General features: G+C 65.4%; 22 protein-coding genes and 1 tRNA gene. 9 read left to right on the top strand and 14 right to left on the bottom strand.

Annotated features, from left to right (window positions below; genetic code table 11):
* Positions 1-39: 39 nt before the first annotated feature.
* The 4 genes from fdhE (at position 40) to DIE16_RS05455 (ending at position 4535) form a co-directional block, all read left to right on the top strand.
* Positions 40-975, top strand: coding sequence for a formate dehydrogenase accessory protein FdhE (gene fdhE / locus DIE16_RS05470; RefSeq protein WP_185735451.1), 936 nt, complete (start codon positions 40-42; stop codon positions 973-975).
* 73 nt (positions 976-1048) lie between these two features.
* On the top strand, positions 1049-2488 hold the full coding sequence (gene selA / locus DIE16_RS05465; protein ID WP_124891992.1) for an L-seryl-tRNA(Sec) selenium transferase: 1440 nt from the start codon (positions 1049-1051) through the stop codon (positions 2486-2488).
* Positions 2485-4410, top strand: a complete 1926-nt coding sequence (selB, locus tag DIE16_RS05460) for a selenocysteine-specific translation elongation factor (protein ID WP_124891991.1) — start codon at positions 2485-2487, stop codon at positions 4408-4410. Before selA ends, selB begins: the two co-directional genes overlap by 4 nt.
* 29 nt (positions 4411-4439) lie before the next feature.
* Positions 4440-4535 (top strand) — tRNA-Sec (locus DIE16_RS05455).
* A gap of 258 nt (positions 4536-4793) precedes the next feature.
* Here the strand turns inward: DIE16_RS05455 and DIE16_RS05450 are convergent.
* The 8 genes from DIE16_RS05450 to DIE16_RS37010 all read right to left on the bottom strand — a co-directional run bounded on the left by DIE16_RS05450 (position 4794) and on the right by DIE16_RS37010 (position 14368).
* On the bottom strand, positions 4794-6275 hold the full coding sequence (locus DIE16_RS05450) for an efflux transporter outer membrane subunit (RefSeq protein ID WP_124891990.1): 1482 nt from the start codon (positions 6273-6275) through the stop codon (positions 4794-4796).
* Positions 6276-6282: 7 nt separating this feature from the next.
* The gene (locus DIE16_RS05445) at positions 6283-8334 is read right to left on the bottom strand and encodes a MacB family efflux pump subunit (protein WP_124891989.1); all 2052 of its coding nucleotides are present in this window, start codon (positions 8332-8334) and stop codon (positions 6283-6285) included.
* Positions 8335-8336: 2 nt separating this feature from the next.
* On the bottom strand, positions 8337-9518 hold the full coding sequence (gene macA, locus DIE16_RS05440) for a macrolide transporter subunit MacA (protein ID WP_124891988.1): 1182 nt from the start codon (positions 9516-9518) through the stop codon (positions 8337-8339).
* Between the two features lie 105 nt (positions 9519-9623).
* A complete protein-coding gene (locus DIE16_RS05435; protein WP_124891987.1) occupies positions 9624-11462 on the bottom strand; it encodes an ABC transporter ATP-binding protein in 1839 nt (612 codons plus the stop codon).
* Positions 11463-11472: 10 nt separating this feature from the next.
* Positions 11473-13404, bottom strand: coding sequence for an asparagine synthase C-terminal domain-containing protein (locus DIE16_RS05430; protein ID WP_185735450.1), 1932 nt, complete (start codon positions 13402-13404; stop codon positions 11473-11475).
* Positions 13401-13865, bottom strand: coding sequence for a lasso peptide biosynthesis B2 protein (locus DIE16_RS05425; RefSeq protein WP_044843847.1), 465 nt, complete (start codon positions 13863-13865; stop codon positions 13401-13403). The genes DIE16_RS05430 and DIE16_RS05425 overlap by 4 nt, the downstream gene beginning before the upstream one ends.
* Positions 13855-14154, bottom strand: a complete 300-nt coding sequence (locus tag DIE16_RS05420) for a hypothetical protein (RefSeq protein WP_124668447.1) — start codon at positions 14152-14154, stop codon at positions 13855-13857. The genes DIE16_RS05425 and DIE16_RS05420 overlap by 11 nt, the downstream gene beginning before the upstream one ends.
* Before the next feature lie 91 nt (positions 14155-14245).
* Positions 14246-14368 carry a hypothetical protein gene (locus tag DIE16_RS37010; protein WP_260426306.1) on the bottom strand — a complete coding sequence of 41 codons (123 nt, stop codon included), beginning with the start codon at positions 14366-14368 and terminating at the stop codon, positions 14246-14248.
* A 553-nt stretch (positions 14369-14921) separates the two neighbouring features.
* On the opposite strand from DIE16_RS37010, the gene DIE16_RS05415 reads away from it, so the two are divergent.
* The gene (locus tag DIE16_RS05415) at positions 14922-15278 is read left to right on the top strand and encodes a hypothetical protein (protein WP_124891985.1); all 357 of its coding nucleotides are present in this window, start codon (positions 14922-14924) and stop codon (positions 15276-15278) included.
* 521 nt (positions 15279-15799) lie between these two features.
* Here DIE16_RS05415 and DIE16_RS05405 read toward each other — a convergent pair.
* A complete protein-coding gene (locus tag DIE16_RS05405; protein ID WP_124891984.1) occupies positions 15800-16960 on the bottom strand; it encodes a DUF4382 domain-containing protein in 1161 nt (386 codons plus the stop codon).
* Positions 16961-17322: 362 nt separating this feature from the next.
* On the opposite strand from DIE16_RS05405, the gene DIE16_RS05400 reads away from it, so the two are divergent.
* Positions 17323-17535, top strand: a complete 213-nt coding sequence (locus DIE16_RS05400; RefSeq protein ID WP_044843850.1) for a hypothetical protein — start codon at positions 17323-17325, stop codon at positions 17533-17535.
* A gap of 58 nt (positions 17536-17593) precedes the next feature.
* Here DIE16_RS05400 and DIE16_RS05395 read toward each other — a convergent pair whose 3' ends face one another.
* The 4 genes from DIE16_RS05395 to DIE16_RS37495 form a co-directional block, all read right to left on the bottom strand.
* Positions 17594-17893, bottom strand: coding sequence for a hydrogenase maturation factor (locus tag DIE16_RS05395; RefSeq protein WP_124891983.1), 300 nt, complete (start codon positions 17891-17893; stop codon positions 17594-17596).
* A gap of 86 nt (positions 17894-17979) precedes the next feature.
* Positions 17980-18402, bottom strand: coding sequence for an NUDIX hydrolase (locus DIE16_RS05390; protein WP_124891982.1), 423 nt, complete (start codon positions 18400-18402; stop codon positions 17980-17982).
* Positions 18403-18500: 98 nt separating this feature from the next.
* Positions 18501-19889, bottom strand: a complete 1389-nt coding sequence (locus DIE16_RS05385) for a nucleobase:cation symporter-2 family protein (RefSeq protein ID WP_124891981.1) — start codon at positions 19887-19889, stop codon at positions 18501-18503.
* A gap of 134 nt (positions 19890-20023) precedes the next feature.
* A complete protein-coding gene (locus DIE16_RS37495; RefSeq protein ID WP_185735449.1) occupies positions 20024-20179 on the bottom strand; it encodes a hypothetical protein in 156 nt (51 codons plus the stop codon).
* 243 nt (positions 20180-20422) lie between these two features.
* Between DIE16_RS37495 and DIE16_RS05375 the strand changes: the two genes are divergently transcribed.
* Together DIE16_RS05375 and DIE16_RS05370 are read left to right on the top strand one after the other, a co-directional pair.
* A complete protein-coding gene (locus tag DIE16_RS05375; protein ID WP_124488383.1) occupies positions 20423-20758 on the top strand; it encodes a putative quinol monooxygenase in 336 nt (111 codons plus the stop codon).
* Complete coding sequence (locus tag DIE16_RS05370; RefSeq protein WP_124668452.1) at positions 20755-21912, top strand: iron-containing alcohol dehydrogenase; 1158 nt, start codon at positions 20755-20757, stop codon at positions 21910-21912. The genes DIE16_RS05375 and DIE16_RS05370 overlap by 4 nt, the downstream gene beginning before the upstream one ends.
* A gap of 164 nt (positions 21913-22076) precedes the next feature.
* On the opposite strand, the gene DIE16_RS05365 is transcribed toward DIE16_RS05370, so the two are convergent.
* Positions 22077-22985 carry a LysR family transcriptional regulator gene (locus DIE16_RS05365; RefSeq protein ID WP_124891980.1) on the bottom strand — a complete coding sequence of 303 codons (909 nt, stop codon included), beginning with the start codon at positions 22983-22985 and terminating at the stop codon, positions 22077-22079.
* A 184-nt stretch (positions 22986-23169) separates the two neighbouring features.
* Here DIE16_RS05365 and DIE16_RS05360 point away from each other — a divergent pair, with 184 nt between their 5' ends.
* Positions 23170-23754 carry a putative glycolipid-binding domain-containing protein gene (locus DIE16_RS05360; RefSeq protein WP_124891979.1) on the top strand — a complete coding sequence of 195 codons (585 nt, stop codon included), beginning with the start codon at positions 23170-23172 and terminating at the stop codon, positions 23752-23754.
* Positions 23755-23774 lie beyond the last annotated feature (20 nt).

The raw sequence follows: 23774 nt of genomic DNA, 5'->3' as shown, positions 1-23774 counted from the left end.
GCCGACCTGTCGGCGCTTGTTTATTTGGAAGACATTTTCGTGACACAACGCATTCTCGAACCGACCGAGATTTCGGCGCTCGATCACTCGGCCATTCCGCGCTTTCGCCTGCCGGAGCGCGGCACCGCGTTCGCCGCGCGTGCCGCCCGGCTGCGCAAGCTTGCCGACCTGAACCCGATCAGCGGCTACCTGCGGCTGATGGCGACCGTTGCCGACGCGCAGCACGCGACGCTGCAGGCGCTGGAACTGCCGCTGCCGTCGCCCGAAGCGATCGCACGCGCGCAACAGCATTCGATGCCCCTCGTGCCGGCGCTCGACGGCGAGCGCAACCCGCAGTGGCGGGCCGTGCTGTACGAACTGCTCGACCGCGTCGAAAGCGCCGGGCTCGTCAATCCGTCGCTCGCGAAGCTGCTCGACCGGCTGCGCCTGATGGCGCCCGCCGAACTCGACGCGCAGGCCGACGCGATCCTCGCGTTGCGCTTCGCCGAAGTCGACCCGGCCACCGCGCCGTTCCTGATGGCCGCGCTGCAGGTCGTCTGGACCGATCTCGCGAGCCGCGTGGCACCGGCCGACGTCCCGTATCTCGACCAGCCGGGGCTGTGCCCCGTGTGCGGCACGCATCCGGTCGCGAGCGTCGTGCGCGTCGGCGGCCAGTACCAGGGCTACCGTTTCCTGCAGTGCGGCCTGTGCACGACCGAGTGGCACATGGTGCGCACGAAATGTTCGCACTGCGATTCGACCAAGGGCATCGCTTACCACGGGATCGAAGGCGGCAGCGGAGCCGTCAAGGCCGAGTCCTGTGACGAATGCAAGACCTATCGCAAGATCGGCTACCAGGAGAAGGACTACGAGTTCGAGCCGCTGGCGGACGATCTCGCGAGCCTCACGCTCGACCTGCTGATGAACGAAGCCGGCTACCAGCGCAGTTCGCCGAACCCGCTGCTGTGGCCGGACATGTCGCGCGAAGCGGAATGACGGTACGGAGCCGGGGCGCGCGCGAGCGCCTGCGCCGGCTGCCTGCCGCGCATGGAATTGGAGCCACCATTACGTGACCGAACCGGGTTTGAATGAACTGAATGCCGTCCTCGCACGCGTGCCGTCGGTGGAGCGCGTGCTGACGTCGGCGCCGCTGCAGCCGCTGCTCGCCGACTATGGCCGTACGCGCGTGCTGAACGCGGTGCGCGCCGAACTCGAACGCTGGCGCACCGCCGCGCAGCAGGATCCGCCGGCGGCCGGGCCGCTCGACGAGCCGCGCATCGCGGCGGCCGTCGCCCGCGCGCTGGCCGAGCAGAGCGCGGGCACCGTGCGCGCGGTGTTCAACCTGACCGGCACCGTGCTGCACACGAATCTCGGGCGCGCGCTGTTGCCCGACGACGCGGTGCGCGCGGTGGTCGACGCACTCACGCAACCCGTCAACCTCGAATTCGACCTCGCCACCGGCCGCCGCGGCGACCGCGACGACCTGATCGACGATCTGCTGTGCGAACTGACCGGCGCGGAAGCCGCGACCGTCGTCAACAACAATGCCGCGGCCGTGTTGCTCGTGTTGTCGGCGCTTGCGCCGAAACGCGAAGTGATCGTGTCGCGCGGCGAACTGGTCGAGATCGGCGGCGCGTTCCGCATTCCCGACATCATGAGCCGTGCGGGTGCGAAACTGCGCGAGGTCGGCACCACCAACCGCACTCATCTGCGCGACTACGCGGACGCGATCGGTCCGCGCACGGCGATCCTGATGAAGGTGCACTGCAGCAACTACGCGATCAGCGGCTTCACCAAGGAAGTGACGCTGGCCGAACTCGCGCCGCTCGCGCGCGAGCACGGGCTGCCGGTGGCGGTCGACCTCGGCAGCGGCACGCTCGCCGATCTGTCGCAATGGGGCCTGCCGCACGAGACGACCGTGCAGGAAACCGTCGCGGCAGGCGCGAACCTCGTCACGTTCAGCGGCGACAAGCTGCTCGGCGGGCCGCAGGCCGGGCTGATCGTCGGCGATCGCGCGCTCGTCGCGAAGATCAAGAAACATCCGCTCAAGCGCGCGCTGCGCGTCGGCAAGCTGACGCTCGCCGCGCTCGAGCCCGTGCTGCGGCTGTACCAGGCGCCGGAATTCCTGCGCGAGCGGCTCACCACGCTGCGTCTGCTGACGCGGCCGCAGCGCGAGATCGCCGAGGCCGCCGAGCGCGTGCGTCCGGCGTTGCAGGCCGCGCTCGGCGGCGGCTTCGACGTGCAGGTCGAGCCGATGTTCAGCCAGATCGGCAGCGGCGCGCTGCCGGTCGACCAGTTGCCGAGCGCCGGGCTCGTCGTGCGCACGCCGGACGGCAAGCGCGGCGGCCGTGCGCTCGCGCAGCTCGAGAAACGGTTGCGCGAATGGCCGCGCCCGGTGATCGGCCGCATCGCCGACAATGCGCTGCGGCTCGACCTGCGCTGCCTCGAAGCGGCGGACGAAGCGGCATTCGTCGCGCAATGCGTGCAGGCTGCGGGGCCGGCTGCATGATCGTCGGTACCGCGGGACATATCGATCACGGCAAGACGACGCTCGTGCGCGCGCTGACCGGCGTCGACACCGACCGGTTGAAGGAAGAGAAGGCGCGCGGCATCTCGATCGAACTCGGCTATGCGTACACGCCGCTCGAGAATGGCGACGTGCTCGGCCTGATCGACGTGCCGGGTCACGAGAAGCTGATTCATACGATGGCGGCCGGTGCGAGCGGGATCGACTTCGCGCTGCTCGTGATCGCCGCGGACGACGGCGTGATGCCGCAGACCCGCGAGCACCTCGCGATCCTGCAACTGCTCGGCGTCGCGCATGGTGCTGTCGCGCTGACGAAGTGCGATCGGGTCGACGCCGCGCGCCTGTCGGCGGTGCGCGACGAGATCGCTGCGTGGCTGCACGGCTCGACGCTCGATGGCGCGCCGATCTTCGAAACCTGCGCGACGCGCGACGACGATCCGGGCGTCGCCGCATTGAAGCGTCATCTCGCCGATGCGGCACTCGCATGGCGTGCGCGCCGCGACGACGGCCTGTTCCGGCTCGCGGTCGATCGCGTGTTCACGCTCGCCGGGCAGGGGACCATCGTGACGGGCACCGCGTTCGCGGGCCGCGTGGCGACGGGCGACACGCTCGCGGTCGTGCGCACCGGCGGTGCGGCGCGCGTGCGCAGCATCCATGCGCAGAACCGGCCGGTCGACGCGGGCCGCGCGGGTGAGCGCTGCGCGCTGAACCTGGCCGGCGTCGACCGTGCGGACGTCGAGCGTGGCGATACCGTCGCGGATGCGCGGCTCGTCGCGACGTCGCCGCGTCTCGACGTCGAACTGACGCTCCTGGCCGATGCGGGGCTCACGCTGACGCACTGGGCGCCGCTGCACGTGCATCTCGGCACGCTGCATCGCGTCGCGCACGTCGCGCTGCTCGACGGCGATACGCTCGCGGCGGGCCAGATGATGCGCGTGCAACTGGTGTTCGACGAACCCGTGTTCGCGCTGCCGGGCGATCGCTTCATAGTCCGCAATCCGCAGGCGACGCGCACCGTCGGCGGCGGTCGCGTGCTCGATCCGTTCGGTCCCGCACGCAAGCGTCGCACGCCCGCGCGCCGTGCGTGGCTCGACGCACTGGCCGCTTGGCTCGACGAAGGGCGGCTCGATGCATTGCTCGCGCAGGCGCCGCTCGGGATCGCACGCGCGATGCTCACGCACCTGACGGGCTTCGCGCCCGACGTGCTGGCGTTGCCGGACGACGCACTGGCGATCGGCCAGCGCGAGCGCGCGTCGAACGACGGCACGGTGATCGCGCGAGTGCATTGGGACGCGCTGCAGGCGCGGGCGATCGATACGCTGCGCGCGTATCACGAACGCGTGCCGGACGAGCAGGGGCTCGATGCGGCGCGCCTGCGGCGGATGGCGGCGCCGCTCGTCGGCGATGCGCTGTGGCGTGCGTTGGTCGATGCGCTGGTGGACGGCGGGGAGGTGGCGCGAAGCGGGCCGTGGCTGCATCTGCCGTCGCATTCGGTGAGTTTCGATGCGCGCGAGGAAGCGCTGGCGGGGCAATTGCTGCCGCTGATTCATGCGGGGCGCTTCGATCCGCCGTGGGTCCGCGATCTGGCGCGCGACACGGGCGCGCAGGAGGAGGCCGTGCGCACGCTGCTGCGCAAGCTCGCGCGGCGCGGCGACGTGCATCAGATCGTGCGCGACCTGTTCTATCACGCGGATGTCGTGCGAGAGCTGGCCGGGCTGGTCGCGCATCTCGCGCCGGCGCGCGGCGGCGGGCTCGACGCGGCGACGTTTCGCGATGCAACGGGGCTCGGCCGCAAGCGCGCGATCCAGATTCTCGAGTTCTTCGATCGGGTTGGGTATACTCGCTTCCACCGCGATCTTCACTTCCTGCGGCCTGACAGCGGTTGGGTGGGTGTACAGGCGTAGGCGCTCGTCGTTCTTTGGTTTTTCCCCACGGAAGGCATTCGTATCCGGTGGTACGGCTGGACTTCAAATCCAGTTGGGGGTGTCAGTCACTCCCGGGTCGGTTCGACTCCGGCTGCCTTCCGCCACAAGGGTTACAAGATTTTGGCGCTCCGGGCAGTCTTTCCACGGCGGAACATCGAAATTTACGCAGCGAGCGATGGCGGCAATATCCGCTTTGGGAAGTGCGCCGGGCCGATTTGTGCCGCGTTCGAGTCCTCCGGACGCCTGTCCAAAACTCCCGCCCATCAGGCGTTTCTTGCTTTTTCGAAACGGAATCGCGTGCCCGTCACCCGCCGTCTCCCACTTCGCAATCGACAAGTCTGTTCGCACGCGTTGGAATCAGGTCAGTGATCACTACCGCCCAGCGCCTTGTATAAGTCCATCCGGTTGTTGAGTCGATGCAAGCGGTTCAGCGCGACGGCGCTCTGCGCGTCGCGCAGCCGCTGCTGCTGGTCGAGCCATGGCCGTACGTCGGTCGCGCCGGCCACGAAGCGGACTCGCGCCAGCGCTTCCGCATGCTGTGCCCACTTGAGCGACAGCGTGTGCTGTTCGCCTTCACGTTCGAGCTGCGCACGTGCAGACAATACGTTTTCGACCTCGCCGAGCGCGGTGTGCAACCGCTGGCGGAAAGCGACGACTGCTTCCTCGTACTCCGTCTGCGACACCTTGATCTTCAGTCGCATCGTATTCCATTCGATGAGCGGCAGCGAGAGCCCGAGGCCGAGCATCGCGATCGGATTCGACAGCACGCGCTCGAGACTCGCGCTCGACGTGCCGAAGGAACTTGTCAGCGTGAACGAGGGATAGAAGCTTGTGCGGGTGAAGTCGAGGTTCGCGAGTGATTCGCGCAGCCGGAACTCCGCTTCACGGAGATCCGGGCGTCGACCAAGCAGATCCGCAGGCACGCCCGCAGGCACCGCTGGCAGCGGCCGGTCGGGCAGCGCGGTCGGCTCCGCGGCTTTCGCGTGCGGCGGCCTGTCGAACAGGATCGCAAGCGCGTGACGTTTCACGGTGCGTTGTTGGATCAGATGCGTCTGAGCCGCGCGCTGCGCGGACACGCTCAGCTCGGCCTGCGCAACGTCGAACCCGGACACCGCGCCCGCCGCATGGCGCGCGCGCACCAGCGCAAGCGTGCGCTCCGCATACGTGATGCTTGCGTCGCCGAGCGCGATCTGCTGGTTCAGATAACCGATCTCCCAGTACAGCGCGGCCGTCGCGCCGATCAACGAGAGCCGCGCCGCGTCGCGATTGGCCTGCGTCGCATTGGCGCTCCAGCGCGCCGCGTCGCGCAGCGCGGCGAGCTTGCCCCAGAGGTCGAGTTCGTAGCTGAGCATGCCGGACAGATTGCTCATGCGCGACGTTCGATGTGAATCGAGCGTGCGCGGCACGCTGCCATTTTCGTCAAAATTGCGCGACATGCCGTCGTTGCCGCCGAGCGAGTGCGACACGCTGCCGGCGCCCTCGAGGGTGACGTTCGGCGTCTGATTGGTCGCGACGAGCCCCGCCTGCAGGCGGGCACGATAGACGCGGATCGTGGCAGCAGCGAGGTCGTTGTTGACATCGAGCGCGTCGGCGATCAGCCGGTCGAGCACCGGGTCGCCGAAGCCGCGCCACCAGTCGGCCGGAATTGGCGAGGTAGCAAAGGGCGCGGATGCGCTCGACGCAGCGGAAGCGGGCGCCGTGCCGGCCGCGTCGTACGTGGTCCATTGCGCGGGCAGGTTCACGGCGGGTAGCGGCTGGCGACGCTCGCTTGCGCAGCCGGCGAGCAGCGCGGCTGCGCAAGCGAGCGCGAGCACGCTGCGAGGGGCGGTCGGGATGCAGATCATCGCGACCTCAATCGCGCGCGAGCGCATCAATCGGATCGAGCCGCGCCGCGTTGCGCGCGGGCATGAAGCCGAAGACGATGCCGATCAGCGTCGAACACAGGACCGCGGTGACGATCGAGCCGACAGAGAACACCATTTTCCATTGGGTGACAAACAGCGAAAAGATGAAGCTCATGCCGAACGACAGCACGATTCCGATCGCGCCGCCCATCAGGCATACCATCACGGACTCGACGAGGAACTGTTGCATGATATCGCTCTGCCGCGCGCCGACCGCCATCCGGATGCCGATTTCGCGCGTGCGCTCCGTGACCGACACGAGCATGATGTTCACCACTCCGATCCCGCCGACGATGAGCGAGATCACCGCGATCAGCGACAGCAGCAGCGCGATCGACTGGCCGGTCTTCGCGGTCGTCTTGGCTACGCTATCCAGGTTGTACGTGAAGAAATCCTTGCGCCCGTGGCGCTGAGTCATCAGTTTCACAAGGCTGTTCTCGGCGGCCTTGCTTGGCTGGCCGTCGCGTACGCGTACGGTGATACTGCCGAAATGGGGTTGGCCGAACAGCCTGCCGCTCGCGGTCGTGTACGGTACCCATACGTTCAGGTCCTTCATGTCGCTGAACGCGCTCTTCTTGTCCGCCGTCACGCCGATCACGATGCACGGCAGGTTGTCGACGAGGATCACCTCGCCGAGCGGATTCGGGTTCGCGCCGAACAGCTTGCGGCGCGTGTTCTGGTCGATCACCGCGACCGGCGCCTGACGACGCACGTCATCCGTGCTGAAACCGACACCCAGTGTGAAGTTCCTTCCGCGCACCTGGAAGAAACGCTCGCCGACACCGCTCACGAGCGCATTCACGTCGATATTTCGGTACCGCAGCAGCAGGCTGCGCGCCGTTTCGGGCGTCGCGCCGTCGATGTAGTGCTGCTCGGCGAGGGCGGCCACGTCGGCGGCCACGAGCGTCTGGATCGTGCCTGCCTGGCTGTCGCCCCAGTCGCGGCCCGGGTAGATGCTGATCGTGTTGGTGCCCATACTGGCGATTTCGTCGAGCATGTAACGCTTCGCGCCTTCACCGATCGCGGCGATCGACACGACCGACGTGATGCCGAAGATTATGCCGAGCATCGTCAGGATCGTTCGCAGCCGGTGCGATACGAGCGCGAGCCAGGCCATCCGGAACGCCTCGGCGAAGCTGCCGGCACTCGCCGACCACTGGCGCGGGCGAAGCGGCGCGGCAGCCAGTGCGTCCGCTGAGGCGGCTCGGACGCCGCGATCGTCCGATGCGTTCGCCTGCGCGGTTCGGTCGCCGGCGACGGTGGACGACACGTCGGCAGCATGCGCCGGGGCCGGCGAGCCATCCTCGACCGGCGAGTTTGGTCGGTCCGCGACGATCTCGCCGTCGCGGATCTCGATGATGCGGCGCGCGTGCGCGGCGACCTGCTCGTCGTGCGTGACGATGATCACCGTATGGCCGAGCGCATTCAGTTCGCGCAGGATCCGGATGACGTCCTGACCGCTTTTCGAATCGAGTGCGCCCGTCGGCTCGTCGGCAAGGATCACTTCGCCGCCGTTCATCAGTGCGCGTGCGATGCTGACGCGCTGCTGCTGGCCGCCGGACAGCTGGCTCGGCCGGTGGCCGGCGCGTTCCGTAAGCCCGAGGCGAGCAAGCAGGTGCTCGGCGCACGCGCGCCGGGCAGCATGCGCGCTCCCCGCATAGATAGCCGGCATCTCGACGTTTGCCGCCGCATTGAGATACGGCAGCAGGTGGTAACGCTGGAAGATGAAGCCGAAGTGCTCGCGCCGCAATTGAGCGAGCTCGTCCGCGTCGAGGTCGCGCGTCTCGCGGCCGCCGACCCGGTAGCTGCCAGCGCTCGGGTGGTCCAGGCAGCCGAGCATGTTCATCAGCGTCGACTTGCCGGAACCCGACGCGCCGACGATTGCGACGATCTCGCCAGCGTCGATCGACAGATTGACGTCTTTCAGCACGATCACATCCCGATCGCCGGCCGGAAAGCGCCGTGTGACGTTGGTGAACTGCAGCAGCGGCCGGGTCATCGCTAAATTTCCGAACCGGGAGTGTCGTCTGCCGCTTCGCCAATCACGACGCGCTCGCCGGCCTTCAGGCCGTCGCGCACCTCGATCTTCACGTTGTTGTTCAGTCCGGTGAGGACCTGGCGCGTGACAACCTTGTCGTTGGCGCCGATCACGCGCACCGCATAGCGGCCGTCCGGCGCCTGCGCGCCGAGCGCGGCAACGGGAATGCTAAGCGCTTGGCGCGCGGTGTCGAGCACCACGCTGACCTGCGCGGTCATCGAGATGCGCAGCCGATGACCGGGATTCGGCACCTCGAACAGTGCGTTGTAGAACACCGCAGTATTCGGCTTGGACAAGCCGCCGCCCATACCGCCGAGCGAACTCTGCGTGTCGAGGAAGTTCTGCGGCGCGGGCTCGATTGCTCGCAGCTTGCCGTAGTAGCGCTTGTCGGGGTCGCCGAGGATCGTGAAGTACGCGGTCTGGCCGGGGTGCACGCGGATGACGTCGGCTTCGGACACCTGCGCCTTGACGGTCATCGTGTCGACGTCGGCGAGCTTCAGGATCACGGGCGCCTGCTGCTGCGCGAGTACGGTTTGCCCCTCCTGCGTGACGATCGCGACGACTTCGCCGTCCATCGGCGCGACGATTCGCGTGTAGCCGACGTTGGCCTGCTCGGTCTCGATCTGGATGCGGGCCGCGCGGATCTGTGCGTCGAACGACGCAAGGGTTGCACGCTGCACGTCGAGTGTGGCCTGCGCAGCTTCGTAGTCCTGCCGTGAGGTCGCGTCGTCCGGCAGCATTTGCCGTTGGCGGCGGAATGCGAGCTCGGCCTGAGCGAGCTGCGCGGCCGTCGCGCGTCTTTGCGCGACGAGGTTCTGCTCGCTGATTTTCGCTTGACGCAGCGCGTTCTGCGGGAGCACCGGGTCGATCTCCGCGAGCCATTGCCCCTTCTTGACCTTGTCGCCGAGTTTGACCTTCAGCGACTTGAGCTGGCCGGTCACCTGCGCGCCGACGTCGACCCCCTTGAAGGCCTGCAGCGTGCCCGTCGCGAGCACCGCACTCTCGAGATCGCCGCGCTCGACCTTCGCGCTCAGGTATTGCGGACGCTTGTCCGGCGCGAGCCAGCGCCACGCGAACGCAATGAGCAAGACGGTGACGGCGAGGCCGGTAGCCACGTAGCACCCGCGTTGGGGGGATTTCTTCATGAGAGCAATGTGCTTCGGGGGTGTACGAGCGGCCGTCTGTAATGAAATGGAAATGGACTGGTTGAAATGCAGAAAGCTTCGGAGTTTCTGGGTTCCGGGGCGAATTCAGCGCGGGCGTCGTCGATCGAATCCCTTCGAGTTCCTCCCCACCAGCACATCGGACCGCCGTATTGCGGCAGGACCATCCGGAACGCTGTCGTGATAGAACATGGCTTGACTATGAAACATCCGCGCGTACTTCCCGTTTCGGGCGATGAGTTCGTCGTGAGACCCCTCCTCAACGAGATGGCCCTTGTCGAGCACGACGATGCGATCGACGAATCGCGTCAACGCGAGACGGTGGCTAACGATGACGGTCGTCCGTTGCTCGGCCAGTTCGAGAATGAGTCGCATGATGTCCGCTTCGGACTCGGGATCGAGCGCTGAAGTGGGTTCGTCGAAGACGAGCAGGTCGGCTTCGTCGGCATGTGCCATCGCACGCGCGATGGCTAGCCTCTGCCACTGCCCCCCTGAAATATCGGTTCCGCCCGCCGTCTCCGTGGTCAGAGGGGTGTCCGGGCGGCGGCCCAGGAACTCGAGGCCGACCGCCTTCAGGTATTCGTCGGCTTGCTGCATGTCGTGCTCGACGAGATTCTCGCGCACGTCGAGCGGAAAGCGCGCAAAGTCCTGAAACACACCGACCACACGCGGAGGATGATGGGCCGTCGACCACGCCAACACACCTGTCGTCGGCTCGTAGAGACCGCACAGCAATTTGAGCAGGGTCGTCTTGCCGGCGCCATTTTCGCCGACGATCGCGATGACCTCTCGATCGCGAATCTCCAGACCGATCTGATCAAGCGCGGCATGTTCGGCGTCGCCGTACCGCAGACCCACGTTGCGCAGCGTCACGCAGGGTGCGGCCGCCGACGTTTCGCGCACCGGCGGCGGCCGGCGGGCAGGGTCGACCGCCTGCTTCTGCTGCGCAGCGTGAAGGGCGATCAGCTTGCGGAACGGGCGCACGGCATAGGAAACGCGCAACAGATCGCCGAAGTTGTAGACGATCGCGGCTAACCCGTCTTTCAACTGAACGAGCGCGCCGAGCAGGAACGCGAGCTGGGCGATGCTGAACTTGCCGAGCTGAAATCCGTCGATGACGGCATAGAGCGGCAGTCCGAGGCAGACACTTGCCGCCAGCGACGTCGCGGCGAGCTTGAGCGCGTTGCGCGTGCGTACTCGCTTGATGGTCTCGAGATAGTTGTCGTAGAGACCCTGCCACTTGGCCAGCAGACGCTCCTGCATGCGGTAGATGCGCAAGTCCTTGGCGAATTCGGGCTGCGTCAGAACCCGCTCGAGAAGGCGCAGATCGTTGAACGTTGCCGCATGATGCTCCTGGACATTCCAGCTCTCGCGTTCGGCCCGCGCCCGGAACAGGAGGGGCGGCACCATGCCAGCCAACACGAGGAAGGGAATCCACCATGCCGTTTGCCCCGTCAGGAGCAGGATCGGAATGATCATCACGGTTCCAATGCAGACTGCATAAAGATGCAGCACAAGTTCACCCACCTGGTCGCTCGCGCCGGCCGCGAGAATCGCCGTTTCGCGCAGATCGGCATCCTCGTGTATGCCGAGGTTCGGGAACGTCGCGACGATCGAGTTCACATCTCGCTTCAGCAGCATGCGCGCCGAATCTCCAAGCGAGTCGACGATGAAGCTCGATATCGCGTTCAATCCATCGTGAAAGCCGCCGAGTATGAAGTAGGCAATGACGAGCGCCATGACAGCGGCTGCGGCCGCATTGGACGTCAGGCGCTCGATGAGCTGCGCGTTGATGTAGAGCAGCACGCTCGGTATGACGCCGACGACGAGGTTCGACATGATGGCGAGGCTCAGCGCCCGCGGCGCCGCTCGCCACAGCAGCAATAGCGTCTCGCCGAGATTGTGCAGGATTTCCCAGACTTTCATGGCGGCTGGCTCAGCCCGCAAGGGCACGTAGTGGACGGAATTTCAAATGCTTGACGACAGTAGCCCGCGCTCCGGAGAATCTTACGAGCCAGGCTTCAAGATCGGTCACGCCGCGAATATAGTGGTACTGAGTGCCGAGCTGTGCGTTAGGGTCTTCCGTCGCGACAATATAGGCCGTCAGGTGGCGGCGGAAACGAGCCTGATCGACGAGTCCCCAGTCATTCAGAATCATGGGGCGATCGGTCAGGCGCCGCAGCGCCCCCGCGCTATTGCGAAACATTCGCCGTGCCATCAGCGCATAGCTCGTCTTGCTCTTTTTCTCCGTCGCGAAATCCGGCAGCGCTCCGCGATAGGCGTTTCGCGCCAGCATTTTCGACGTCGCGTAGGGATTCGCGCGATTCAGGCGTCTATAGTCGTGGTGAAGATGCGGCGGACACGCGAGTGCGAACGAGATCATCCGCGGGTCGAGGAACGGATGGGAGTGGGTGCAGTAGACATTCAAGGTGTCGAAGTAAGTCGCCCGCGGAAACAGCATTGCCCTGATGTAGTCGTGGCCCAGGTATCGCGTCCGCGAATGCCTCGCGTACCCCTTTCCGGCGCGCGCTTGGCGCCGCGCTCCCGCGAGCAGGCACTTTCCGAGATAGTCGGGCAATATCGCGCGCCCTTCGGTCGATTCCTTCTCAAGCCACTCGCGTCGCCCCAGGCGTGGCGACAGCGAGGTCAGCATCTTGTGAAAGTAGGCTCGCGAGAAGGCTCGAATGCCGAGGTTTTCCGTCACGTAGTCGTGGAGTGCTTCGATCCCGTCATGCTCGCGAATGGAATCGAGAATCCAGGGATGCGTCGACTCGCCAAGAATGACGTCTCCCCCTTCGCCCGTCATGACGAGCGAAACATCGTGATCCTGGAACACGCGTGCGCAGGCTTCCTTGGCGAGCGGATTGGCGGCTGCGTCGGGCCCGTCGACATAGGCGCAGGCATCGTCCAGCGCCGGAAGACGCAAAAAATCGTCGGCGTAGATGATCCGATGAGGAACGTCGCAGTGCCGAACGAGCGCCTCGACGAGCTTGTCATCCTGGCTCATCGCGAGATCCGCATCCCTGAAGCCCATGTTGGCGCAGAAGGGCGCGCTGCGCCCGTGCACCGAGAGGGTCGCCCCGAGGACGGTATTGGAGTCAACGCCCCCGCTCAGCATGATCCCGCCCGCGCCGGCTTCGATGCGGTCGAGCACGCAGGCGTCGAGGCGAGCCCGAAACACCTGCTCGAAGTCCTCCCGACGGGAGATCGCGCTGTCAAGCCGGAAAGCGACATCGTCGCGCGCCTGCGTCAGCTCGAACGTCTGGCCTGTTCTGTCGATGCTCAGAACGCCACTCGCCGGCATCTTCAGTACCTCTGCGAAGAATGTCGCTTCGCCGGCCAATTCGTTTTCGCCGACCATGACGGATTGCGTCAGGAACTCGATGCAAGACTCGCGCCTGATTTTCAGCGGCACGAGGCGGCATAGCAAGAGCAGCCGCAGATCGTTGCTCGCCACCCATTGCCCGTTTTTGCCGCACCAGTAGTAAATCGGGTGCGTCGCATAATGGTCGGTCATCAGGATCACGCGTTCGGGCCGGATCGACGCGTAGCTGAACTCGCCGAGCACGACGTTTTTCGATGGATCGAGCGCAAGCGCGTCCTGGCGGAACGACGAATGGAGCGTGCCGCTGTGCAGGTCGCGCAACCAACCGCTATACGCGGTGTCGCCGGCCGATGTGTCGATCCGTCGGGGGCTCCGGCATTCGGCTTCGCACAGGCGTATATCCATCTCGATCAGAGTCGCCCAGCCGTGAGCCATCCGCTTCGCGCTGTCGACCTGAACATCGCCCAAAGCATCGAGGAGGTCGTCGATGTAGGCGTCGACTTCCACCGTTGTGCCGTTCACCACTATCGTCCAGAGTTTCATAGCGAGGCAACCCATCCCGTGACAGCCGTTTCAGGATTCATGCGCGTCAGCGCCCGATATTCGTTCAAATCCATGCGCCCCGGATTGACGATTTCCGGCACGGATCCCGTGCGACACAATTCGATCCACGCGTGTCCGACGACCTTCTCATCCTGCCTTTTGACGCCGATCACCAGGTCGCTTGGAATGCCATGCAGAAATGCCAGGGCCTGCACGACGATGCTGGCCGAATAGCACGACGCGCCACCCATTTCGAGCAGGTCGGCCTGGTAAATGGAATCGCAGACTTCCTGAAGATAAGGTTGGTCGATACGGCCGACCGCGCCCGCGTACCTGCCTCTAACCGCGCCGGGAAAGATCGACTTGAAAATACCGAGATAGGCGTCGCTGACCGGCCGACCAAGCAACATGGCTCGCACGAGGCTATGGGTGAGAAAGATGTACGCGCCGTCATTTTTCATAAAGGGCGCCCAGATCGATTAATGTGGTGACTCCATCTAAAATCAATTTCTTATCGGTGGTCGTTAGTGCTCGGCTACCTGCAATCTCATTAATAAAATCCTCCGCGCGTAGCCCCGTGTGCAATCTCCGAGAGATCGTCAAAATATCGACTGCTACCCCTGACAGGCCGAAATAACTATTCTTTGTCTCGCTATAGAAGATCGTCTCACCATCAAGTAAAACGCATTCGAGCGAATAGTTCGGATAAAGCAATTTCGCGTCTTGTTCTGTCGAGTGCTTGTGTGACATGCATGCCCACCATGAGAGCATTCGCGAGGCACGCGCCCGGCCGATACTTGGGCGCGTGCCTCGTATCATCGTGTGATTCAGCGCGCTACTGTTACATACCTTTCACGCCGCGCCCGTAGAGTCCATCGCCTGGAATAGATTTCTTGGACAGAATGACGGCAAGAAACGAGCCATAGGCGACGACTTTGGTGGGTTGAATCGAGACAGCATTCATTTCACTCTCCTTCAGTAAGGAAGCATTTGCGAAAACAACTGTTCTTGATGTTGCACTTCAGGTGTTTCGGTTGAAATGCAATCGTAAGTATATAGATGGGATCGAGAAAGTAAACAATTTATTTCGGTGTGCTATATTTGAGATAATTCCTCGCGAGATATGTCACTATTTTTCTGGAGATGGATAGAGATAATGGGCATGGGGAATGAATCTATTGCCGTTCCAACGTCAGTCGCCGCGACGCAAGATTAATGATTGCAGGTCGAACGACCAAACCTGGCTTCATTTTTCGATCACCGTGGTGTCGTCAAGTCGATCGATCAAGCGTAGATCGTGCGTCGCGTATCTGTCGCATAGTCGACGCAAATCGGGCGGCAGCGCGTTGGAGAGTTCGCGATTTAGTGCGCATGCCGGGAATGTAGCTCTCGCCGCGTTTGTCGATGCCTTGCCGGCGCGCCGCTCGCCCAACGTGGTTGCGCGATGCGGGCGGGCAGCTATCGCCGAAGGCTGTCGGTGGGCTTGACGTCGCGGATTTCGCGGCGGGTCGACCGGAATGACGACGGACCTCGTCGCGTTGCTTGGGATCGCCTTCGGTTTACGTTTTCGGGCTTGGACGATCATTGGCCATCAGCTGGCCGGACCTGCACAGGTCGGCATCGCGATTGCCTCAGTTCGAGCGCTGCGAACGATGGGTGGATTGATCGGTGTTGCGGTGACCGGCGGGCTAATCTCGTTGACTTATCGGGCGGCCGCGTCAAGCGGTGCGCCGACGCTGGATGGAAGCGGCGGTTTGGCGAATGCGATTCGCTTTGGACACGCCGCGGTGTATATGTCCTCGGCGGCCACATTGCTGATCAGCTCGCGGGTCTCCACGGTATCGTTCAATGTGGCCAATCGTGGATCACGGTAGTCGCGTGCGCGGCATGTCTGCCGCTGAGGGAATGCCCATGACGTTGTCGCATTGGTCAGCCCGCCCGCCACGCATCTGTGCGAAGCGGCAAGCGCTTCTCGGCATGCAGCGAGTGATGCGGGTCGCAGTTGAACTGGCGCGAAGCAAGGGTAGGAGGAGACTCGCAACGATGGAAGTCAAACCCTGGCGAGGCTTCCCGCCCGACAGTTGGAGTCGGCTGCCTTCCGCCATTCCGCCGCGATGCCCGTCATGCAGCGACCGACCATGAAAAAGGCCCGCGTACGCGGGCCTCGTGCAATCAGCAATTGCCTTTCTTCGCCTGTCCGGGCGGGCAGAACCCGTTCCCCGGTCCGCCCTGCGGTGCCACGACGACCGGCGGCCCCGGCACGTATGCGACGCATCCGCTGAGCGCGCCGACCACGCTCGCCGCGGCGAGCAATGCGATAACCCCTTTCTTCACTTCGTTCTCCCGTTTATTGAGGAAAGGGCCGTGAGGCCCTTTCGATGATGCTGCAGATGCGTCAGAAGCTGAAATTGACGTTCGACTGGCTGGTCGTCGCGTTGACGTTCGTCGATTGCGTTGCGCCCGACGCTGCGTCCGCTTCGATCGTGTATTGTGCCGCGGCGGTCGGCGACGCGGCCAGCGCGACCGGCAGCGAGCCCGAGTACGTGCCGACGATCGGCGCGGCCGTGGGCACGTTGAGCGCATACGTACCCGTATCCAGGTTCGCGTTGATCGACGTGATCTCGTACGCATTCGCATCGACGGTCTGCAACGCGCGCACGAACGCATTGGCGCTTGCCGTCACCGTGCCGCTGACCGTGCTCATCGTCGATGCCGGCAGCGTGATCGGGGCAGTCGACGCCGACACGGCCGTGGTCGTGTTCACCACGACCGGGACCGAGCGGACGATGCCGGACGCGAAGTTGTTCTGCACGATCACGACGTCGTAGTTGCCTTGCGTCGAGCTCTGGATCAGCGGCGACAGCACGAACTTCCCGGTGTTGTCGGCAACCGTGCCGCGGACCACCTTGCCGCCTTGTTCCGCATACACGGTCGCGCCGGCTTCGGCCGAGGCGACATAGCCGGAGATCGCGCCGCTCACGACGGTCGGGATCGCGGTGACGACCGGCTTCAGCGCATACGTGCCGTTGCCGCGCTGGACGATCGACTTGCACGCGTTGAAGTCGAGCACGAGGTCGACGAGCGTGTTCGGTTGGACCGTGAAAGGCTGGATGATCTTGTAACCGCTTTGCGTCGCGCTCGGCGTCGCGAGCGCCTGTTCCGTGCCGCCCGTCGGGACGACCGAGTTCGCGAGGGTGTTGCCCTGGTTCGGCGCGAGAACGAGGCGGATCTGCTGATACTGGCCGGCCGGCAAGGCGGTCTGGCCGATATCGGCGAGCACGCCGTTGGTCAGCGACAGCAGGTCGATCTTCTGCGGTGTCGCCAGCGTGATGGTCGACCAGCCGGCATCGTTATCGGAAGCATTCCCATTCGCATTGACGCGGACCTGAGAAACGGTCACGAATACGTGATCGAAGCCGCATGACGGTGCATCGGTCATTGCGACATGCAGCGTGCCGGTTTGCGGGCTGCCGCCATCGTCGCCGCCGCCGCATCCTGCGAGTGCGAACGGCACCGCCGCCGCGCATAGTGCGGCCTTCCAGAATGTGTTGTTCATTGCTTTGTCCCCCTTCGAGGTTATTGTGCGTGCAACGAAGCATAGCCGCGGGGAACGCCCACAGTATGAGCAGCTTTGAAACGAACCGTAAATTCTGCGTCGGAGCGTAAGAACCGCTGCCCGTCGATCGATATTCGCGACGCAATGGCAGGCAATAAGGCTCACAGCGAGGGAATCCTGTCCGGATCGATCGAGCAGGGCATGAGTCGCCGGGACACGGCATGTTCGCGATCGGAAAAAACTTGATCGGTGAAAGCACTAAATCCGCCCTGATTATTTCGCCGCTATAGTCGAATCACGAATGGTAGATGCGAGCGCCATGCGCCGCCGCCATTCAGGCAAAGACTGTAGACGGGTGCTGTATGAAAAACACAATCGAAAAGACCACCGGACCGGTGTGGGGTGTGGCGGCAGGCGTGTTTCTGGCTGCCGCAGGACTGAGTCTCGGCATCTTCCCGAAATCGCTGAATAGCACGGGAACCGCAAACGACTTCCTGGCGTCCGGCGTTGCGATGCTCGGTATCTTCCTCGCCGTCTATTCCACACACGAACTACGACGAAAGCGCCTGCACTGAGCGCCGGCACGCGCGCTCCGCAAAACGCCGCAAAGATGATGCCGGGCCGATCGACGGCTCAGGAATGCGCGCGTCCTGTTGCCTGACCCGTATCGACCAGCAGATCGTCGACGAGGATTTCGCCGGCCGCGCGGCCTGCGCGCAACGCATTGCGGGTGTTGCGGAACAGGTGGCCGCCGTCGTCGGCGAGGCGAATCGGTCCGAGCAGGCGCGGCGCGCTGCCGGCCGAGCGCACCTGCACGACCGCGACGAACCCGAACCGCAGCTGGGCGGGCGGCGCGTCGTCGCGCGATTCGTCGAGCCGGAATTCGCAGCGGATATCGATCGTGTACCCGCGGTAGGTGTACGCACTGTTCATCTGCAGCTCGCTCGGAAGGGAACGCGGTGATGGACCGTGGGCGCATCATATCGGCTCGCGCGAGCCGGCGGGGGTGGGGTGTCTACCTACTCGAGGATCTCGTGCTCGTAGACGAGCTCGACGATGCGTTTCGTCGGGATGCTCGCGCGCAGTTCGTCGACGTTGTCGATGCGAAACCATTTGCACTTCTTGATCTCGTTGTTCGCCTGGGCCGTGTGCTCCGGGCCGACTTCGGCGAAGAACACGTGATGCACCTTCGCGAGCCCCGTGAACTGCATCGAATAGACGAGGTCCTGGCCGGTGATGCCGGTCTCTTCCTGTAGCTCCCGATGCGCGGCTTCGAGCGGTGTTTCTCCGCGCTTGATCGTGCCGCCGGGCAGCGCCCAGCGCGATGATGCGCGCGCGACGAGCAGGACCTGCTGTTCACGGTAGCAGACGACGGTCGCGCGTTCCTTGACGGGGACCGCACTGGCTTCCGGCGCATTCGAGGAGACGGGGGCTTGAGGCATGAACCGATTCTAGCGAGAGTCGGGCGCCCGGCCAAGCCGGGCTCGTCGAGCGCGACGCGATCCGTCGGCCGGGCCGCGTCGTCATGGAGTCCGTAGCGTTACTTCTGTTCCGGCAAGAACCAGTTCATCACGAGCGCGCAGATGCCGCCCGTCGCGACACCCGACTCCAGCACGTTCTTCAGTGCATGCGGCAGGCTGTTCAGAATGTCCGGCACTTGCGACACGCCGAGGCCGAGTGCGAGCGACACCGCGATGATCAGCAGCGCGCGGCGATCGAGCTGGACGCCGGACAGGATGTTGATGCCCGATGCGGCCACCGCGCCGAACATCACCATTGCCGCACCGCCGAGCACGGGCTCCGGCACGGCCTGCAGCGCGCCCGCGACGACCGGGAACAGGCCGAGCACCACGAGCATGCCCGCGATCCAGATGCCGACGTAGCGGCTCGCGACGCCGGTGATCTGGATCACGCCGTTGTTCTGCGCGAACACGGAGCTCGGGAACGTGTTGAAGACGCCGGCCAGCAGCGAGTTCGCGCCGTTCACGAGCACGCCGCCCTTGATCCGCCGCATCCACACCGGCCCTTCGACCGGCTCCTTCGAGATCTTGCTGGTGGCCGTGACGTCGCCGATCGCTTCGAGCGACGTGACGAGGTAGATGATCAGCATCGGCACGAACAGCGACCATGAAAAGCCGATGCCGAAATGCAGCGGCGTCGGGACCTGGAACAGCGCGGCCTGGTGCACGCCGGTGAAGTCGAGGCGGCCGAGCACGGCGGCCGCGACATAGCCGATCACGAGCGCGATCACGAGTGCGGTGCTGCGCACCCACACGATCGGCACGCGGTTCAGCAGGATGATGGTGCCGAGCACGAGGCACGACAGCGTCAGGTTCTGGGCGCTCGCGAACGTGCCGTTGGCCATCGCGCCGTAGCCGCCGCCCATGCTGATGAGGCCGACCTTGATCAGCGTGAGGCCGATCAGCAGCACGACGATGCCGGTGACGAGCGGCGTGATCAGGCGCTTCACGAACGGCAGGATGCGCGATACGCCCATCTCGACGAACGAACCGGCGATCACGACGCCGAAGATCGCGGCCATCACGGTCTCGACCGGCGTGCCTTGCTTGACCATCACGCTGCCGCCGGCGATCAGCGGGCCGACGAAGTTGAAGCTGGTGCCCTGCACGATCAGGAGGCCGGCGCCGAGCGGGCCGAAGCGTTTGCACTGCACGAAGGTCGCGATGCCGGAAATCACCAGCGACATCGACACGATAAGGGTCGTATCCCGACTCGATACGCCGAGCGCCTGGCAGATCAGCAGGCCGGGCGTGACGATCGGCACGATGATCGCCAGCAGGTGCTGCAGCGCGGCGACGAAGGCGACCATCGGCGCGGGCCGGTCGTCGGGACCGTAGACGAGGTCGTGCGACAGGTCTGCATCGTCGGCGCCGTGGGTAGTGGATCGGGCGGGGGAAGCGGGTTGCATGGCGAGCGGGCCGGACAAGGTGGAAAGTGCGGCATTTTAGCCGAAGGGCCCACCGGCGCCGCTCCGGGGGCGATGCAATAGCCGGAATTCGGAATTCTGCTCGCCGCGCTGCAGGAGCGTATCGCCGGGCCGGTTCATGCGATCCGCGCCGCGTTGCCGCTGCTGCCCGCGACCGGCTCGATCGTGCTCACCGGCGGACAGCTGGCGGACGCGTCGGTCGCGCCGACGAAGTCGGCGGAGCGATCGCGTTCCTGCTGGGCAACGGCTTCATGAATGCCGAAATCCTGCATGTCGACGGGGGCGGCCGGCTGGTGTGACGCGCGGGCATTCGACGGCCCTGCCGTGAACCCTTCGCGCGAAGCGTGCCGTCGCTTGCATGACGCGTGCGCGGCGCAAGCGGCACCGATTCAATACAATGCGACGACGAGGCGTCGGCACCGTGTCGGGCCGCCGACTGCCGCCTTCGACGAGCGACCACGCATGGTCGAATGACGGCCCGTCATGACGGGCCGCTGGCGAATACGGAGTGCAGCATGAACGAACCTTACCTGCAGGTCATCGCCCATTTCTTCGCGAAACCCGGCAACGGCGACCGCGTGATCGAATTGCTCGCGGAACTCGCGCCGGCCACGCGTGCCGAGCCGAAGAACCTCGACTATGCGTACTTCCGCTCGCCGGTCGATCCCGACCACATCGTGATCCTCGAGCGTTACCGCGATGCCGACGGCCTCGACGTGCATCGGGAAACGCCGCATTTCCAGCGGCTCGGTGTCGGCGCGATCATTCCGTTGCTCGATCGCCGCGACGTGACGCAGTACATGGTGCAGCCGGATACCGGCACGGCGACGCCACCGGGAGGCACCCGATGAACCCGTTTCAATTCCGTACCGTGCCGACGCAGATCGTCGAATTCGGCGCCGCGCGCCGGCTCGGCGCGCTGTTGCGCGAACGCTTTCCGGCGCTCGCGCGGCTGTGCGTCGTCACCGACGCGTTCCTGCATCGCAGCGGCGTGCTCGCGCCCGCGCTGGAGAGCCTCGCCGCGCACGGCTGGCAGGTGACCGTGATCGACGACGTGATCGCCGATCCACCCGAGCACGTCGTGCTCGAGGCGACCGCGCGGGCGGTGGCGGCCGATGCGGAGATCGTGCTCGGCCTCGGCGGCGGTTCGTCGATGGACGTCGCGAAGCTGATCGCGGTGCTCGCGCCGGGGCGGCAGGCGCTGGCCGACATGTACGGCGTCGACAAGGTTGCCACGTCCCGGCTGCCGCTCGTGCAGATGCCGACCACGGCCGGCACCGGCTCCGAAGTGACGGCCGTGTCGATCGTCACGGTCGGCGAGGCGCGCAAGATGGGCGTCGTGTCGCCGCAGCTGTTCGCGGACGTCGCGATTCTCGACGCCGAGCTGACGCTCGGGCTGCCGCGCGCGGCAACCGCCGCGACGGGCATCGACGCGATGGTGCACGCGATCGAGGCCTATACGTCGTCGCGGCTGAAGAATCCGGTGTCCGACATGCTGGCCGTGCACGCATTGACGCTGCTGTCGCGCAACCTGCTGAAGGCCTGCGACGACGGCAACGATCGCCGCGCGCGCGAAGCGATGCTGGTCGGCGCGATGTTCGCCGGCCAGGCGTTCGCGAACGCGCCGGTCGCGGCCGTGCATGCGCTGGCCTATCCGGTCGGCGGCATGTTCCACGTGCCGCACGGGCTGTCGAACGCGCTCGTGCTGCCGCACGTGCTGCGCTTCAATGCGCCGGCTGCCGCGCCGCTGTATGCGGAACTCGCGGCGATCGTCGCGCCGTCGGCCGCGGGGAGCGACGAAGCGAGAACGCAGGCGCTGATCGACGAGATCGATCGCCTGATCGTCGCGACGGGCATTCCGCGCACGCTGCGCGAGGTCGGCATCGGCGAGGGCGACCTGCCGAGGATGGCGTCGGACGCGATGCTGCAGACGCGCCTGCTCGTGAACAATCCGCGCGAGGTGACGGAAGCCGACGCGCTGGCGATCTATCGGCAGGCGTGGTGATGCGGCGCGCGTGACTGCGTGGCGGCTGCACGGGCAACGACGCGACGGCGCCGGCAAACGCGTGGCCGCATGGAATCGAATCGGATCGAATCGACGGACGGGTTTCGAGGCGAGGCTTCAGTTATCCGGAAAGCAGACGGTACCGCTCGGGCGGGTGTGCGCGCTCAGGGTTTGCTGCTGTCCAAAAGCGCCGGAATCTCCTTCTTCAGCAGATCGACGACGACCCGCACGCGCGGCGGCAGCGGCCGTTGCGCCTGGACCAGCGCGTTGAGCGCGAATGCGGGGATCGTGTATTGCGGCAGGATCTCGACGAGCCTGCCGTGCGCGAGCGCATGGGCGCAGGCCGGCGCCTGCACGACGCCGATGCCGCCGCCGGCCAGGATCGTGTCGAACATCGGGCGCCAGTGGCTCGTCGTCATCACCGTCTGGATCCGCGCGTATTCGAGCGTCTTGTCTTCACTCCGCAGCGGCAACTGCTCGTTCGCGAAGATGCCCTTGACGCGGATGAACGGGTGGTTCGCCAGATCGGCCTTCGTGTCGATCGGGCCGTGGCGGTCGAGATAGGCGGGCGCGGCCACGAGCACGCGGTCGATCTGGCCGAGCGGATGCGCGACGAATCCGCCGTCGTCGAGCTGGCCGAGGCGGATCGAGATGTCGACGCCTTCCGTGACCGGATCGACGATATTGTCGTTCAGCACCAGGTCGATGTTCAGTTGCGGATACGCGGTGCGGATATGCATCAGCGCCTGCGGAATCACGACCTCGCCGAAGCATTGCGGCGCGGCGAGCCGGATCGTGCCGCCGAGCGTGTTTTCCGTTTTCGATACCGCTGCGATCGACGCTTCGGCCGCTTCGAGCAGCGCCTTGCTGTGTTCGTAGAAAATGCGGCCTTCGTCGGTGCACGTGAGCGTACGCGCACTGCGCATCAGCAGACGTGTGCCGAGACGTTTTTCGAGCTTTTCGATGCGCTCGCTGACGGCCGGTTGGCCCATGTCCAGATCCCGTGCCGCGCCCGACATCGTGCCGCGCTCGACGACCCTGACGTAGATGCGCATCGTCGCCAGCAAATCCATGAAATCACACCCCTTGTCCGGTTCGGGTGATACCGAGCGGTGATGGTACCAAAGCAGGACCGGTACCGAAGGTGCGCGACGAGCCGATACTCGGTATCGGTACGAAGGCACGCGCCAGACAAAGGCCGTGAGATCATCGACGCCGTGAGCGAAAATCCGGCTCATGCGATCGACGGGAGCCGACATGACACAACGGGACGAAGCGGCGCGCACGCGCTGCGTCGCATGGCAGATCGCGCAGACCTGGCAGGCGGCCGAATGGTGCCGGCTCGCCGAGACGCGTGCGGGCATCGACCTGTCGGGAGTAGTGACGGGCGCGCTCGGCGGCACGCCGTTTCGCGTCGACTATGCGATCGTATGCGGCGCCGACTGGCTGACGCGCTCGGTGCGCGTGACGTACTGGCTCGGCGCAGCGCCGCCCCGGCAACTCGCGATCGAATGCGACGCGGGGCACTGGACGATCGACGGCGACGCAGCGCCGGCCCTCGCGGGCGCGACCGACATCGATCTCGGCTTCAGTCCGTCGACCAATACGCTGCCGATCCGGCGTCTCGGGCTGGCGGTCGGCGCATCGGCCGTCATTCGTACCGCGTGGCTGCGTTTTCCGTCGTTCGAGATCGTGCGAGGCGAGCAGCGCTATGCGCGCACGGCGGAGCACGTGTACCGCTACGAGAGCGGCGCGTATGCGGCCGATATCGCGGTCGACGACGCGGGTCTCGTCACCGATTACGACGAATGGCGGCGGATCGGCGCGACGCGTTCGCCGTAACGCGTCGCAGCAGCGGTGCG

It is taken from the genome of Burkholderia sp. Bp9090 (genome assembly GCF_003857985.1).
GTDB lineage: Bacteria > Pseudomonadota > Gammaproteobacteria > Burkholderiales > Burkholderiaceae > Burkholderia.
Note: the sequence above shows the minus strand (reverse complement) of the source record. Positions and strands in the feature narration are given on the sequence as shown.